We start from the raw sequence: 15,194 nt of genomic DNA on the forward strand, positions 1-15,194 counted from the left end.
CTCCGGTCAGGGCTTGCGTGCGAGCAGGCTGATCACTTCGAAATGCGGCGCGCGGCGCTCGCGGCTGAGGCGTTCGCAGCTGACCACGTCGAGGCCAGCCGCCGTCGCCATGGCGACCAGGCCCTCGCAGGTGAAGCCGAGGTTGCGATGGTCGAAGGGCTCGATCACGGCGCGGTGCTCATGTTCTCCCAGGGTCGACAGGAGAAGTCGTCCGCCCGGCTTGAGGACGCGCGTCACCTCGGCGAAGACAGCCTCGGGCCGCTCCGCATAAGTGAGGGCGTGGAGCAGCAGGACAAGATCGAAACGATCGTCTTCCAGGTCGAGCGCGTGCATGTCGCCCGTACGCACGTCCACATTGGTGAAGCTGGCCAGGCGCAGGCGCGCGGCGTCCACCACGCGCTCCGAACTGTCGACGCAGACGATGGAATGGGCGTGCGGCGCGAGCAGCTCCGCGGTGACGCCATCGCCGGAAGCGATGTCCAGTACGTCGCCGGTGGCGAGCAGCTGGAGCAGGGAGCGCGCGAGGGTTTCCCAGGTGCGGCCGGGGGAGTAATGGCGCTCCATGTCGCCCGCGACGGTATCTGCCCAGCCTTCGGTGCGCGCCCGCTGGGCGAGGACGGCCGGAAGGCGCTCCGCATCCTCGCGGAGCAGGGCGTCGCTCAGGGTGTCGCGCAGGGAGGCAACGAGGGCCGCCAGGGTAGGATCGGCCTCCGCGTTGGCCCGATAATAGGCGGACACGCCGGCCCGGCGGTCGCGTACCAGCTCGGCTTCCTTGAGCTTGGCCAGGTGGGTGGACACGCGTGGCTGGGCCAGGTGCAGCACGGAGGCCAGTTCGGCCACGGTCAACTCCTCGCGATCCAGCAGGGCGAGCAAGCGGACCCGCGTGGGGTCGGCCAGCAGGCGAAGCACGGTGGAGGCCGTCGACAAATCCATGCCGAATCCTTTTATCGCGATAGAGAGATACATAAGGATGGGGCCGCGCCGCGCCAGCGTCAAGGCCGATGTTGCAGTGCATGGAGGCATTGGCTCGAACGGCCGTTAGAATGGGCGGCTTGTCTCTACCCCAAGACTTGCCGACCTTCAGGGCCGGCCCGAGGAATGCTCATGGATTTCCGTTTTACCGACGACCAACTGTCGATCCAGTCCATCGCGCGCGACTTCGCCCAGAAGCGCATCGTCCCTGTCGCCGCCGAACACGACGCGAAGGGTGAATTCCCGCTGGAAAACATCCAGGAAATGGGTCAGCTGGGCCTGATGGGCATCGAAGTGCCTGAAGAGTACGGCGGCGCGGGCATGGATCCGGTGGCCTACGTGCTGGCCATGGTCGAGATCGCCGCGGCCGATGCCGCCACCTCGACCATCATGTCGGTGAACAACTCGTTGTTCTGCAACGGCATCCTGAAGAACGGTACCGAAGAGCAGAAGCAGAAGTACGTGCGCGCCATCGCTTCGGGCGAAGCCATCGGCGCCTACGCGCTCACCGAGCCGCAATCGGGCTCCGACGCCTCGAACATGCACACCCGCGCCGTGAAGAACGCCGAGGGTGACTGGGTGATCAACGGCAAGAAGAGCTGGATCACCTCCGGCCCGGTCGCCCGCTACATCGTTCTGTTCGCCGTGACCACGCCGGGGATGGGTGCCCGTGGGGTGTCGGCCTTCATCATCGACACCAAGCGCCCGGGCTTCATGGCCGGCAAGACCGAGCCGAAGCTCGGTATCCGCGCCTCGGCCACCTGCGAAATCGAGTTCCATGACTACGTGTGCCCGGCGGACGACATGCTTGGCGCCGAAGGCAAGGGTTTCGGTATCGCCATGGGCGTGCTGGACGCCGGCCGTATCGGTATTGCCTCGCAGGCCATCGGCATCGCCCGCGCCGCGTACGAAGCCACCCTGGTCTGGTCGCGCGATCGCAAGGCCTTCGGCCACCCGATCGGCACCTTCCAGATGACCCAGTCGAAGATCGCCGACATGAAGTGCAAGCTGGATTCGGCGCTGCTGCTGACCCTGCGTGCGGCATGGACCAAGGCTCAGGTCGAGAAGACCGGCGGGCGTTTCGGCACTGAAGCCTCCATGGCCAAGCTGGTCGCCTCGGAAGCTGCGATGTGGATCACCCATCAGGCCGTGCAGATTCACGGCGGCATGGGTTATTCGAAGGAAATGCCGCTGGAGCGTTACTTCCGTGACGCCAAGATCACCGAGATCTACGAGGGTACGAGCGAGATCCAGCGTCTGGTGATTGCGCGTGCGGAGACGGGGTTGCGCTGAGGCACGTTTTCGGCAAGATAAAGAGAAAGGCCTCGAAGCGTTCGGGGCTTTTTTTTGATGCTGCGCAGATTTCTATAGCGAGTTCCTAAGTATTTGCGATGTCTTTCGCATTTATTCCATCGCAAGATCTTGCCAGATTGACGATTATCTCTGTAGCTGGGAAGACTCGGTTGAAGAAGGGTCGACAGTCTGCAACAGGGGCACACAGGATGTGGTTCAAATCGAGTATCGGTCTACTTGCAAGACGGCGGACCAGCGTTTTGTGTTCGGCTATTTCGGTGCTTCTGTGCCTTGTGGCTCCAGTGGCTCATTCGGCATGCCACTCCTTTACGGCGATTGACGTTCCTGCAAGCAAGCCCGTTGTGTATCAAGGCTCCGTCGGCGATCAGAAGGTTCGTATAGCACTTTGGGTCAGTGGCGGCAGACGAGCAGAAGGTTTCGGCGGCTACGCAGCCAGCGAAGACCAGGTTGGCCTGGATGGCACCTTCGCGAAGGATGACGACTCACTCGTCCTGAGGGAAACCGACTCAGCGGGGAAAAGTGAAGGCACATTCAAACTGAAGTTCGACGTTCCTGTTGGCCTCTACGACGACGGTCGTGACCTCGCGGCGTACGACTGCTCGTACCTCGTCGGTACATGGGTGGGCAGGGGTGATCGAAACCCTCGTGTCGTCATCCTTAACCGGGACGCTCGGCTCAATGAAGCCTATAAGGCCGAGCGGGAACTCAACGAGCGTGCGGCATTCCTGATGCAAGCGGCGATTCTACGCGGGCGATCCCAGGATCTGGAGCCTCTTCTTGCGTACCCAGTATCTACGCAAGGAATAACCCGAGGTGGTCAATCGTGGGATGACGCGAGTGACCTCAAGCGTGATTTCAAGGCGCTCGTCTCTGCGAAGAGAGGCGATGCTACCAGCGCTGTAGCTCATGCGCTCCTATCCGGTCCCGCAAGCACCTACTTCTGGGATGGTTCTGTGTGTCTGTCGCACGGACGAATCACACAAATTTGTAGGTCAGGCTGCAAGGGCGGATGCCCGTAAGCTTCAGCAGTATCGTCGCTGACGCTGTCCGGTCGTTGCAGATTGACACCTATATAAGGACGTCTAAATGACCGCGTATAACCTCACTGTAAGCGACAGCCTCTCGGGAACCCAGCAAGGTGTAACCAATGTGGGTTGGCATCAGAGCTCAGGTGACGCTGCCATAACGTCATACACCTACGATCTGTGCAACTTGATTTGGTCAGTCGAGACTAGGTCGTAGGCGGGGAATAGGTCTAAAGAACCGTACACTCTAGAGTTAGAGCCGAGGGTCGTGGACGGGCACGCGACTGTAGGTATCGGCAACGATCTTAGATGCGAAGATCACGGAGATATACGAGGGTACGAGCGAGATTCAGCGTCTGGTGATTGCGCGTGCGGAGACGGGGTTGCGCTGAGGCGCGTCTAGCTACCTCTGGCTAATCACACGAAAACCCCGGCATTGCCGGGGTTTTTTTTGTGGATTAAGCGGCGGCGAAGGCGAGTTTCCGGGCTTCCGGCATGAGCGCTTCGAGACTGGGACCGTTGCCGGTTATCAGCGTCAGCGCATAGGGTGCCATCTCAGGCATGTCGCTCAAGTTGATGTAGTTATCTTCCATGGCGGCGACTCTTGCGATCAATGTCGGAAGCAGGCGTTCAATGCTGTCGAATGGGCCGCCGGCGTGCTCACGATCTCGTGCTTCAGCCATCAGGCGTCCCAACAAGTTGCCAGGTCCCAGCCTCATCCAGAGGGCGTCCGGAGGGGTTTCGGGAATGTCGCTGCAGTCAATGGCGCGGCCATCGAGTGCTTTGAGTTCAGCAATTTGCTCCGGTGTGGGCGGTGCGTCAGGATCGAACGTGTAGGTAACGATCGTTCCAGTATCTAATGAATTCATGGCGGATAGCCTCTCGGGCAGAAATAAGACGTATGTTCTGACCGCGCCAGGTATATACGACGAACAGTAGTTTCCCCGGGGTCAGGGCGGCGATGTGAAGTCGTTCTTCGCCATTGAGTTCGCAGTGGCGAAGAACGGTGTAGTAGGGGTCAGAGAACGCCAGGCAGGCGGTTTCAAAGGAAACGCCGTGTTTGGATTTATTCGAACGAGCTTTTGCCTCGTGCCACTCTAAGCTCAGGGCCATGGCTGACCCCGCACGAACATGGAACTACGTTCGATGGGTTTGTGGGAATAGAAGGATTCTGAATTTTCTTCCACGGTGGGATCCGTTCATTCGGATCACCAAGGGTCGATTTAGTCGCTCGTGCGTTATGTCGGGCGGAAGAGGTGGGGAGGGTAGGTGGCTTCTTTTGAGTTGTGAGGGGCCGGGGCGGAGAGCATCGCCGATGAATCGGCTCCTACAACAAGCAAAAAAAACGAGCAAAAAAGAAGCCCGGCTTTCGCCGGGCTCTTTCGTTCTCGATGTAACGTTTTTACGTTCGATCCGTTCCGCGATGCGAGTCCGAATCGAAGGCCCTCACATCACCGACGTTCGGCGCGTGCGGCTCGAGGTTGGTCGGACCACCATCGTGCGGACCGTTGCCACCACCGCCGTGCGGATCGTTGTCGTCATCGTGACCGACGTGCGGCATCGTGTGCGAGACCTCGTCCAGCTTGTCGCCCAGCATGCGGCGAACGCTGACGTAGAACACCGGAATCAGCAGCAGGCCGAGGAAGGTGGCGAAGAGCATGCCGCCGATGACGCCGGTACCGATCGAGTGGCGGGAGTTCGCACCTGCACCCGTGGAGATCACCAGGGGGAACACGCCGAGGATGAAGGCCAGCGAGGTCATCAGGATGGGGCGCAGTCGCAGGCGGGCTGCCTCGACCACACCGTCGCGCAGGGTCTTGCCTTCCTGCTGCTTCTCCACCGCGAACTCGACGATCAGGATGGCGTTCTTCGCTGCCAGGCCGATGACCGTGATCATGCCGATCTTGAAGTAGATATCGTTCGGCAGGCCACGCAGCATCGAGGCGACGACCGTACCGAGGATGCCGAGCGGCACCACCAGCAGGACGGCGACCGGGATGGACCAGCTCTCGTACAGCGCGGCAAGGCAGAGGAACACGATCACGATCGACAGCGCCAGCAGCATCGTCGACGAGTTGCCGGAGAGGATTTCCTGGTATGACTGGCCTGTCCAGTCATAACCGAAGCCCTTCGGCAGCTTGTCGTTCACGATGCCTTCGACGACACCCATCGCCTGGCCGGTGGAGAACCCGGGGGCCTCGTTACCGACGATTTCCACGGCCGAGTAACCGTTGTAGCGGTTGAGCGTCGGTGCGGCCATCGTCCAGTTCGAATGCACCACGGTAGACAGCGGGATCATCGAGCTGTCGGTAGTGGTGGACGCGCTGGCAACGGAGGAGCCCGTCGTGGCCGATGTCGAGCTAGAGGTAGACGACGCCAGGGTGCTGGGCGTGAAGATGTGTGCGAAGGCATCCGTACCCATGCGGTACGGCGCATCCGCCTGCAGCATCACGCGCTTCACGCGACCGCCGTACTGGAAGTCGTTGATGTACACCGGGGCCAGCGTGAGCTGGATCGCGGTATAGATATCGCTGACGTTCAGACCCATGGTCTGGGCCTGGGTGCGGTCCACGTTCAACTGCAGCAGCGGTGCATCTTCCAGCGTGTTCGGACGGATGCCTACCAGGGCCTTGTTCTGCGCGGAGGCGCCGAGCAGGGCATTGCGGGCCTGGGTCAGTTCCGCGCGCGACTGGCCGGCACGTGCCTGCAGGTACATGTCGATACCGCCGAACTGCGACAGGCCGCGGATCGTGGGCAGGTTGACCACGAAGATCGTGGCATCACGCACGCCCTGCATCTTGCCGTTCAACTGCTGGATGATCTGGGTGGCCGTGTAGTCACGGGTGTCCCAGTCCTTCAACTTGATGAAGGCCATACCGACGTTTTCACCGGTACCCACGAAGCTGAAGCCGGAGATCGCGAACACGCCCTCGATGGACGGATCCTTGAGAACGATGCCTTTGACGCTGCCCATCACGTGCTCGGTACGAGCGATGCTCGAACCCGGCGGCAACTGCACGATGGCCAGCGCGTAACCCTGGTCTTCGTCGGGGACGAAGCTGGTCGGCAGCCTGGCGAACAGGAAGCCGCAGAGTACGGCGATCAGGACGAACACGATCATCCAGCGCGGGGCGTGACGAATCGCGCCGCTGATATGGCCGGAGTAGGTGTGCTGGACCTTGTCGAACACCTGGTTGAACTTGCGGTAGACGACGTTCTTCCGCTCGCCGTGCGTCGGCTTGAGGATCGTCGCGCAAAGCGCCGGCGTGAACGAGAGGGCGAGGAAGGCCGAGAAGCCCATCGACACCGCGATCGTCAGTGCGAACTGCTTGTAGATGATGCCCGACGCGCCCGGCTGCAGGGCCGAGGGCACGAACACCGCCGCCAGCACCACGGTGATCGCCACGATGGCGCCGGTGATCTGGCCCATCGCCTTACGCGTGGCTGCCGGGGGCGACAGCCCTTCTTCCGACATGATGCGTTCGACGTTCTCGATCACCACGATCGCGTCATCGACCACGATACCGATGGCCAGCACCATGCCGAACAGGGTGAGCTGGTTGATGGTGAAGCCGAGCGGCGACAGACCCAGGAAGGTGCCGAGCAGGGCCACCGGGATGACCAGGGTCGGGATGATCGTGGCGCGGAAGTTCTGCAGGAACAGCAGCATCACCAGGAAGACGAGGATGATCGCCTCGACCAGGGTATGCACCACTTCCGTGATCGAGATCGTCACGAACTGCGTCGTGTCGTACGGGGCGAACCAGGTGACGCCGTCCGGGAAGCTCTTGGCGAGGTCCGTCATCTTGGCGCGGACGGCGTTGGCGACGTCCAGCGCGTTCGCGCCGGGCAGCAGCTGCACACCGAACGAGCCGGTGGGCGTGCCGTTCCACTGGGCGTTGAAGCCGTAGGTCTGCGGCCCGAGCTCGACGCGTGCGACGTCCTTGAGGCGGACCACAGTGCCGTCGTTGTTCGCGCGCAGGATGATGTTGGAGAACTCTTCCGGCGAGGTGAAGCGGCCTTCCGCGGAGACCGTGGCACTGAAGCCCTGGCCGTTGGTGGCCGGATCGGTACCGATGGAGCCGGCGGCGAACTGCACGTTCTGCGTGCTGAGCGCGTCACGCAGGTTCGTGGCCGACAGGCCGTAGCCACGCAGCTTGTCCGGGTTGAGCCAGACGCGCATGCCGTATTCGGCACCCAGCTGGCGCGTGCTGCCCACGCCGGGGATACGGGCGATCTGGTCGAGCACCTGCGAGGAGACGATGTCGGTCAGTCGGTTACCGTCGATCGCCGGATTGTTCGAGGTCAGCGCGACGAACATCAGGAAGTCGGGGTTGGACTTGGCCACCACGACGCCCTGCTGGGTCACTTCCGCGGGCAGGCGAGGCGTCGCGAGCGACACCTTGTTCTGCACCTGGACCTGGGCGATGTCCGGATCCGTACCGGTCTCGAACGTCAGCGTGACGGTCGCCGTGCCGCTGGAGCTGGAGGCGGAGCTGAAGTAGAGCAGGTGATCGATACCGGTCAGCTGCTGCTCGATCACCTGCGTCACGGTCTTTTCGGTCGTATCCGCGCTCGCACCGGGGTAGGTCGCGGTAACGACGACCTGTGGCGGGGCGATGTTCGGGTACGACTCGATACCCATGTTGAGCAGGGAGATCGTGCCGCAAAGGCTGATCAGGATCGCCACGACCCACGCGAAGATGGGGCGGTCGATGAAGAAAGTCGGCATGGGTAACTCCCTTACTGCTTACCGGCGGGGGCGGCCGACGAGGCTGCCTTTGCCGGAGCGGGGGCGCCGGGAGCACCGGCGTCCTGCGTGGCCTTGGCCGGGGACGGGTTCACCGGCGCGTTTTCCTTCGCCTTGGCGAGGCCGTCGACGATGATCTTGTCGCCCGGCTTGAGGCCACCGGTCACGACCCAGTTCCCGCCACTGATGCGGTCGGCGACGATCGTGCGGCGCACGGCGGCCGACGGGATGGTCTTCTCTTCGCCCGTCTGCGGATCCTTTGCCTTCGCCTCGCCGACGACCAGCACATAGGCGCTGCCCGGATCGCGCAGCACGGCCGCCTGGGGAACCAGGTAGACGTTATGCAGGTTGCCCAGGTTGGCCTTGACCGTCACGAACTGGCCTGGGAGCAGGCGTACATCGGGGTTGGCGAGCTGGGCGCGGAGATTCACCGTGCCGGTCTGCGGGTTCACGGTGGCCGACGAGAAGTCGAGCATGCCCTTCTCGCTGTAGTCCGAGCCGTCCGGTAGCTGGATGCTCACCGTGGACTTGTCGGTCGGCGACAGCGTGGCGTCTCCCGAGGCGGCAGCGCGACGCATGGTGTCGAGGTCGGTCACCGACATGCTGAAGTTCACGTACAGCTGGTCGATCTGGTCGACCTGGGTCAGCAGGGTGGTGTCATTCTGGCCGACGAGGGCGCCCTCGGTGACCTGCTGCTGGCCGGCGCGGCCGTCGATCGGTGAGACCACGTCGGTGAAGCCGAGGTTGATCCGGGCCGACTGGACATTGGCCTCGGCCTGCTTCACGGCGGCATCGGCCGTGCGCTGGGCAGCCTCGGCGTTGTCCAGGTCCTGCCGGGACACGTAGTTCTTGCCGATAAGGCCGCGGTTGCGGTCAGCGGTGGCCTTGTTGTTGGCCGCCGTCGCTTTCGCCGAGGCCAGCAGGGCGAGCTGCGAGTTCAGTTCGGCCGTGAGCGGCTGCGGGTCGATCTGGAACAGCTTCTGGCCGGCCTTCACATCCGTGCCTTCGGCATAGAGTCGCTTCAGCAGGATGCCGGGTACGCGGGCGCGTACGTCGGCAGTCCGCAGGGCCGAGATGCGTCCGACCTGATCCTGGATCAGGGGAACGGTCTGCGGCTGGGCGCTGATGATGCCGACCGGGGCCGGGGGCGGCGCCGGTGGTGCTTCCTGCTTGTGGCAGGCGGCAAGCGCGGCGGCGAGGCCGAGGGCCAGCAAGGGGGTGCGCAGGGGCAGGGGATTCATGAGAACTCCGTTCCTATTCCAGGTTTCTTTGTCGTAAGCGCCGTGGCATCCGGGAGGATGTCGTACGCATGCATAAATACAGTTACCGCGTGTCGCGCCCAGTCGTCCTGTGCCTTTTGTCCCCTCGCATGGATGCCGAAGAGGCGGCGATCCCCTTCGAGCCCGTGAAGCATGGAAAGGAACAGTTCCGCGGCGACCTCAGGGTCCTCGCGGCGCATCGTTCCATGGTCCATCGCTTCAGCCATGCAACCGGCCAGCCGGGTCGCGACGGTATCGATCGCGGTCCGGAAAAACGTTCGCGCCGCGGCCGGGAACCGCGGGGCTTCCGCGATGAGCATCCGGCCCAGCGCCACGTGTACCTGGTCTGTCACGTAGGTCTGGTGCGCCCTGGCCAGCGCGATGAGCGTGTTGCTCAGGCCGCGACTTTCCGGGGTGAGGGTGGCGTGCAGGGGTAAGACAAGTTGTTCGACGGCAGCGTGGAACAGGGTGTCCTTATTTTCGAAGTGCGCATACACAGTTTGCTTGGACACGCCCGCCTCGCGTGCCACGGCGCCCATACTGACGCGGTAACCGTCACGCAGGAATAACGCACAAGCCGCCTGGAGCACCCGTTGCTGACGATCGGAAGTCGGCCGGGGATCCAGGTTCGCCATTTCGTATACCTGCTGGACTATACCGTCCAGTTTAGAATCTCCCTCGGACCACCGTCAACGGTCATGAACAACATTCGCGTGCGAATTGTTGCGTTGCACTCCGGCGCGGGTGGGGAACATGCACGCTTCGCCTCGTGGGAGGTTGCGCAATATGTCGCGGCGCACTGAAAAAGCGCCAACGACGAGTACGCGATGGTGTGGCTACATGCCATGGGTGAGAGCTATGCTTTGACGGTTTTCCTCTCTCTCCCCACATCGATATCCGCCCATGAATGCGATTCGCGCCGCAGCAGACGGCCAGTTCCACGCCGTTGTTTTCGATGAACTGAAGAAGATCGGCTACCCCGCAGAGCGCCTCAACGAGGCGCGCTTTTTTATCGAAGCTTTTTTCGAGCGCATCGCGCCGACCGATTACGCGCTGCACGCGCCGGATCGCTGGGCTGCCCTGATCGCCGATCTGCTCACCTTCGCGCGCGAGCGCCAGGCGGGCAAGGCCAAGGTCCGCGTCTATAATCCCGGCGTTTCCGGCAGCCGCGCGGTGATCGAGGTCGTCACCGACGACATGCCCTTCCTGGTCGACACCGTTTCCATGGTGGCCGCCGCGCATGCGGACATTCAGGTCATCATCCACCCGGTCGTGCCGGTGGTCCGCTCCGCTGCCGGTCTGCTTGAAGCCATCGGCTCGGGTGAAAGCAGCGAGTCGATCATGCGTTTTGAGATCGACCGCCTCGATGACACCGAGCTGGATACGGTCAAGGCCAACCTCGAAACTGCCCTTTCTGACGTACGCGAGACGGTGGACGACTGGCGTGCGATGCGCGCCAAAATGAACGAGGTGGCCGACGACCTCGGCAAGCGCTCCCTGCCGTACACGGCGGACGAAGTGCGCGAAGCCACGGAATTCCTGCGCTGGGTCGCCGACAACCACTTCACCTTCATGGGCTACCGCGAGTACGAAGTGGCCCACGGCGAGGGTGATGACGTCCTGAGGACGGTCGAGGGCTCGGGCCTGGGCATCCTGCGCGCGGCGGAGCGTTCGCTCGCACCGCGCTCGCTGCGCACCCTGGTCGCCAGCGAGCTGCCGCGCTCGGGTTCCACCGATGCGATCATCCTGACCAAGACCAATGCGCGCTCGCCGATCCACCGCGCGGGCTACATGGACTACATCGGCGTCCTCAAGTTCGACGAAAAGGGCCGCCCGGTCGCGGAGCAGCGCTTCCTCGGCCTGTTCTCGTCCAATGCCTATATGGCCCACCCGCAGCACGTGCCGCTGGTGCGCGACAAGTGCGAAGCGGTGATGACTCGCTCCGGCCTGAAGCAGGACTCGCATTCGGGCAAGGCGCTGCGCCATATCCTCGATACCCTGCCGCGCGACGAACTCTTCCAGTGCAGCACCGACGAACTCTACGCCCTGGCCATCGGCCTGCTCGAGCTCGCCCAGCGCACGCGCACGCGCCTGTTCATCCGCCGCGACAGTTACGGTCGTTTCTTCTCCTGCCTGGTGTTCATTCCGCGCGACCGCTTCAATACGGCCGTGCGCGAGCGCGTGGAAGGCGTCCTGCGTGAAGCCTTCCATGGCGAGCATGTGGATTCCGCGGTGTTGATGGGTGAGGCGGCTCTGGTTCGCCTGCACGTGGTGGTTCGTCCCCGTATCGGCGACCACCCGGTCTACGACGCGGCCTCCATGGAGGCGCAGATCGCCTCGATCGCGCGCAACTGGAACGACGAGCTGCGCGACCGCCTGATCGAAACCGCCGGCGAACAGCAGGGCATCATCCTGGCCAATCGCTACGGCAAGGCGTTGCCTGCCGGATACGTGGACGAAGTGGCGCCACACGTGGCGGCCGCCGATGTGCGTGCGCTGGCTGGCCTGGATGGCCCCGACGCGATCAGCATGTCGTTCTACCATCCGCTGAACCGTCCGGAAGAACTGCGTTTCAAGGTCTACCGGTCCGGGTCCGATATCGCGCTTTCCGAAGTGCTGCCGCAACTGGAAAACCTCGGCCTGCGCGTGCTTACCGAGCACATGTATGAGCTGAAGCTCGCCGACAGCGCGCTGTTCATCCAGGACTTCGAAGTGCAGCCGGTCGACCGTCTCGCCTTCGATGTCGAGCAGGTTGGCTCGATCTTCGAGGATGCCTTCGAGCAGATCTGGCGCGGCAATGCCGAGAATGACGGCTTCAACCGTCTTGTCCTCGGTGCCAAGCTCGGCTGGCGCCAGGTGGCTATCCTGCGCAGCTACACCAAGTACCTGCTGCAGACCGGCGTCGCCTTCTCGCAGGCGTACATGGAAGATGCACTCAATCACTACCCGGCTATCGCTGGCCTGATCGTCGAGCTGTTCAACGCACGCTTCGACCCACGCCGCGAAAGCCTCGACCCCGCCGAGCGCGAGCGCGCGGAAAGTCTGCTTTCGCACGAGATGCATGCGCTCATCGGCCCGGAAACGCTGGCCACGCAGCCGGGCCTGATCGGCAATCTCGTTTCGTCGCTCGGCCGTCCGCGCGCCGAGCAGGCCACGGCGGTCGAAGAAGCCCTCAACGCGCTGCTGGATAACGTTTCCAGCCTCGACGAAGACCGCATCCTGCGCAGCTTCATCTCGCTGATCCACGCTACCCTGCGCACGAACTTCTTCCAGCTGTGGGACGGCGCGTACCGTCCGTACCTGAGCTTCAAGTTCGATTCGCACCAGGTGCCCGAGCTGGCCAAGCCGGTGCCGTTCCGCGAAATCTTCGTCTATGCACCGCGCGTGGAAGGCATTCACCTGCGCTTCGGCTCCGTCGCACGGGGTGGCCTGCGCTGGTCCGATCGCCGCGAGGATTTCCGTACGGAAGTCCTTGGCCTGGTCAAGGCGCAGATGGTGAAGAACACGGTCATCGTGCCGGTCGGCTCGAAGGGCGGCTTCTTCGTGAAGCGTCCGCCCGTGGGTGGCGATCGCGATGCGCAGCTGGCCGAGGGTATCGCCTGCTACCGCATGTTCATCAACGGCCTGCTCGACATCACCGACAACCTGGTCGAGGGCAAGGTGGTTCCGCCGCACGACGTGATTCGTCACGACAACGACGACCCCTACCTGGTGGTCGCCGCGGACAAGGGCACGGCGACGTTCTCCGATATCGCCAACGCGATCTCGACCGAGCACGGTTTCTGGCTCGACGACGCCTTCGCCTCCGGCGGTTCGAACGGCTACGACCACAAAGGCATGGGCATTACGGCCAAGGGTGCCTGGGAGTCGGTCAAGCGCCACTTCCGCGCGCTGGGCCGCGATTGCCAGACCGAAGACTTCACCGTGGTCGGCGTGGGTGACATGTCGGGCGATGTGTTCGGCAATGGCATGCTGTTGTCGGAGAAAATCCGCCTGTTCGCCGCGTTCGATCACCGCCACATCTTCCTCGACCCGAATCCGGACGCGGCGAAGTCCTTCGTCGAGCGCCAGCGCATGTTCGCGCTGCCGCGCTCCTCGTGGGACGACTACGACAAGTCGCTGATCTCGGCAGGTGGCGGCGTGTATCCGCGCAGCGCCAAGTCGGTGCCGGTGTCGCCGGAAATCAAGGCTGTCCTCGGCATTCGTAGCGACGCCACGCACATGGCGCCGACCGATCTGCTTTCGGCGATCCTGAAGGCGCCGGTGGACCTGCTCTGGAACGGCGGCATCGGCACCTACGTCAAGGCCACCAGTGAAACGCATGCCGACGTGGGCGACCGCGCGAACAATGCGCTGCGCGTGAACGGCAACGAGCTGCGCTGCAAGGTGGTAGGCGAGGGCGGCAACCTGGGCATGACCCAGAAGGGTCGCATCGAGGCCGGCCAGGCGGGTGTGCTGCTCAACACCGACTTCATCGACAACTCCGCGGGTGTGGATACCTCCGATCACGAGGTGAACATCAAGATCCTGCTCAACGACGCCGTGCAGCGTGGTGAGCTCACCTTCGAAGGCCGCAACAAGCAGCTTGCCGAGATGACGGACGAAGTCGGTCGCCTCGTGCTGTGGGACAACTACCGTCAGAACCAGGCCATCACCGTGATGGAACACCAGTCGGTGCGTCGCCTGGGCTCGATGGCCCACTTCATCAGCACGCTGGAAGCCGAGGGCATGCTCGACCGTGCGGTCGAATCCTTGCCGACGGCTGCCGAGCTCACCGAGCGCAAGCTCCGTGGGCAGGGCCTGACGCGTCCGGAACTGTCGGTGCTGCTGTCGTACGACAAGATTCGCCTGTTCCAGCAGCTGCTGGATTCCGACGTGCCGGAAGATCCGTACCTCTCGCGTGAGCTGGTGCGTTACTTCCCCGTGCCGCTGCACGAGAAGTACGCCGAGCACATGCAGCGCCATCGCCTGAAGCGCGAGATCATCGCCACCGCGGTGACCAACTCGACGATCAACCGCATGGGCGCCACGTTCATGATGCGCATGCAGGAAGACACCGGCCACGGCCCGGCGTCCATTGCCAAGGCGTACACCGCCGCACGCGAGATCCTCGATGCCCGTGAACTGTGGGCCGAAATCGAAGCGCTCGACGGTACGGTCGCCGAGGACACCCAGATCGACGCGATCCTGCAGATCTGGTCGCTGTTGCGCCACCTGACCCGCTGGCTGCTCAATCGTCCGGGCGGCACGCTGGACATCGCGGCCAACGTCGACCGCTATGCCAGCGAAGTGAGCGTGCTGCGTCAGGCCTTGCCTGAGGGCCTTACCAATACCGGCCGGGGCGATTTCGCCGCGAGCCAGGAGAAGTGGGAAGGCCTGGGCGTGCCGGACACACTGGCTGTTCGCCTGGCGCGCGTGTCGGTGCTGCGTCCGGCACTGGACATGGTCGAAGTGTCCAAGCAGAGCGGCAAGGACATCGCTACGGTAGCCAAGGTGTTCTACGAACTGGCCGAAGCCCTCGACCTCGAGTGGCTGCGTGGCCAGATCGAAGCGCTCAACGTGGAAGGCGCATGGCACGCACAAGCGCGCGGTTCATTGCTGGACGAGCTCAACGCCCAGCATCGTGCCCTTGCCCTGCAGGTGATCTCGGTCGCCGGTGATCGCACGGATGTCAGCCCGGTCCAGGCCTGGTTGCAGCGTGACGATGCCACGCTCAAGTACACCCGCGCGATGCTTGCGGAAATCCTCACCCAGAACGCGGACTACCCGATCGCCTCGGTCGCCGTCCGTCGCCTGGCCCAGCTGGCGCAGATCCCGGTCTGACCCTGTGGTGTCGCGTTCCACCCATCGCCGCTGAAGCGGCTCCTACAGCAG

Annotated in this window: 8 protein-coding genes; 3 read left to right on the top strand and 5 right to left on the bottom strand. The window is 63.3% G+C overall.

Annotation, left to right across the window (positions count from 1 at the left end; translation table 11 throughout):
* Positions 1-6 precede the first annotated feature (6 nt).
* Positions 7-933, bottom strand: coding sequence for a metalloregulator ArsR/SmtB family transcription factor (locus HB634_RS12710; RefSeq protein ID WP_213948811.1), 927 nt, complete (start codon positions 931-933; stop codon positions 7-9).
* A gap of 165 nt (positions 934-1,098) precedes the next feature.
* On the opposite strand from HB634_RS12710, the gene HB634_RS12715 reads away from it, so the two are divergent.
* Positions 1,099-2,265 carry an acyl-CoA dehydrogenase family protein gene (locus tag HB634_RS12715; protein WP_331709626.1) on the top strand — a complete coding sequence of 389 codons (1,167 nt, stop codon included), beginning with the start codon at positions 1,099-1,101 and terminating at the stop codon, positions 2,263-2,265.
* A 1,348-nt stretch (positions 2,266-3,613) separates the two neighbouring features.
* Positions 3,614-3,703, top strand: coding sequence for an acyl-CoA dehydrogenase family protein (locus HB634_RS12720; protein WP_331709627.1), 90 nt, complete (start codon positions 3,614-3,616; stop codon positions 3,701-3,703).
* Positions 3,704-3,769: 66 nt separating this feature from the next.
* On the opposite strand, the gene HB634_RS12725 is transcribed toward HB634_RS12720, so the two are convergent.
* The 4 genes from HB634_RS12725 to HB634_RS12745 all read right to left on the bottom strand — a co-directional run bounded on the left by HB634_RS12725 (position 3,770) and on the right by HB634_RS12745 (position 9,955).
* Positions 3,770-4,180 carry a hypothetical protein gene (locus HB634_RS12725; protein WP_213948812.1) on the bottom strand — a complete coding sequence of 137 codons (411 nt, stop codon included), beginning with the start codon at positions 4,178-4,180 and terminating at the stop codon, positions 3,770-3,772.
* Between the two features lie 533 nt (positions 4,181-4,713).
* Positions 4,714-8,043 (bottom strand): efflux RND transporter permease subunit, encoded by a 3,330-nt coding sequence (locus tag HB634_RS12735; RefSeq protein WP_213948814.1) that lies wholly within the window; start codon positions 8,041-8,043, stop codon positions 4,714-4,716.
* Positions 8,044-8,054: 11 nt separating this feature from the next.
* The gene (locus HB634_RS12740) at positions 8,055-9,302 is read right to left on the bottom strand and encodes an efflux RND transporter periplasmic adaptor subunit (protein ID WP_213948815.1); all 1,248 of its coding nucleotides are present in this window, start codon (positions 9,300-9,302) and stop codon (positions 8,055-8,057) included.
* A complete protein-coding gene (locus HB634_RS12745; RefSeq protein WP_213948816.1) occupies positions 9,299-9,955 on the bottom strand; it encodes a TetR/AcrR family transcriptional regulator in 657 nt (218 codons plus the stop codon). The genes HB634_RS12740 and HB634_RS12745 overlap by 4 nt, the downstream gene beginning before the upstream one ends.
* Positions 9,956-10,223: 268 nt before the next feature.
* On the opposite strand from HB634_RS12745, the gene HB634_RS12750 reads away from it, so the two are divergent.
* On the top strand, positions 10,224-15,143 hold the full coding sequence (locus HB634_RS12750; RefSeq protein ID WP_213948817.1) for an NAD-glutamate dehydrogenase domain-containing protein: 4,920 nt from the start codon (positions 10,224-10,226) through the stop codon (positions 15,141-15,143).
* Positions 15,144-15,194: the final 51 nt, after the last annotated feature.

It is taken from the genome of Luteibacter sp. dw_328 (assembly GCF_018449605.1).
Classification (GTDB): domain Bacteria; phylum Pseudomonadota; class Gammaproteobacteria; order Xanthomonadales; family Rhodanobacteraceae; genus Luteibacter.

Bases quoted from the DNA above. Each gene is read 5' to 3' on its own strand.
- HB634_RS12715 (WP_331709626.1), top strand. From the start codon at position 1,099: ATGCTCATGGATTTCCGTTTTACCGACGACCAACTGTCGATCCAGTCC.
- HB634_RS12725 (WP_213948812.1), bottom strand. From the start codon at position 4,180: ATGAATTCATTAGATACTGGAACGATCGTTACCTACACGTTCGATCCT.
- HB634_RS12740 (WP_213948815.1), bottom strand. From the start codon at position 9,302: ATGAATCCCCTGCCCCTGCGCACCCCCTTGCTGGCCCTCGGCCTCGCC.
- HB634_RS12745 (WP_213948816.1), bottom strand. From the start codon at position 9,955: ATGGCGAACCTGGATCCCCGGCCGACTTCCGATCGTCAGCAACGGGTG.
- HB634_RS12710 (WP_213948811.1), bottom strand. From the start codon at position 933: ATGGATTTGTCGACGGCCTCCACCGTGCTTCGCCTGCTGGCCGACCCC.
- HB634_RS12750 (WP_213948817.1), top strand. From the start codon at position 10,224: ATGAATGCGATTCGCGCCGCAGCAGACGGCCAGTTCCACGCCGTTGTT.
- HB634_RS12735 (WP_213948814.1), bottom strand. From the start codon at position 8,043: ATGCCGACTTTCTTCATCGACCGCCCCATCTTCGCGTGGGTCGTGGCG.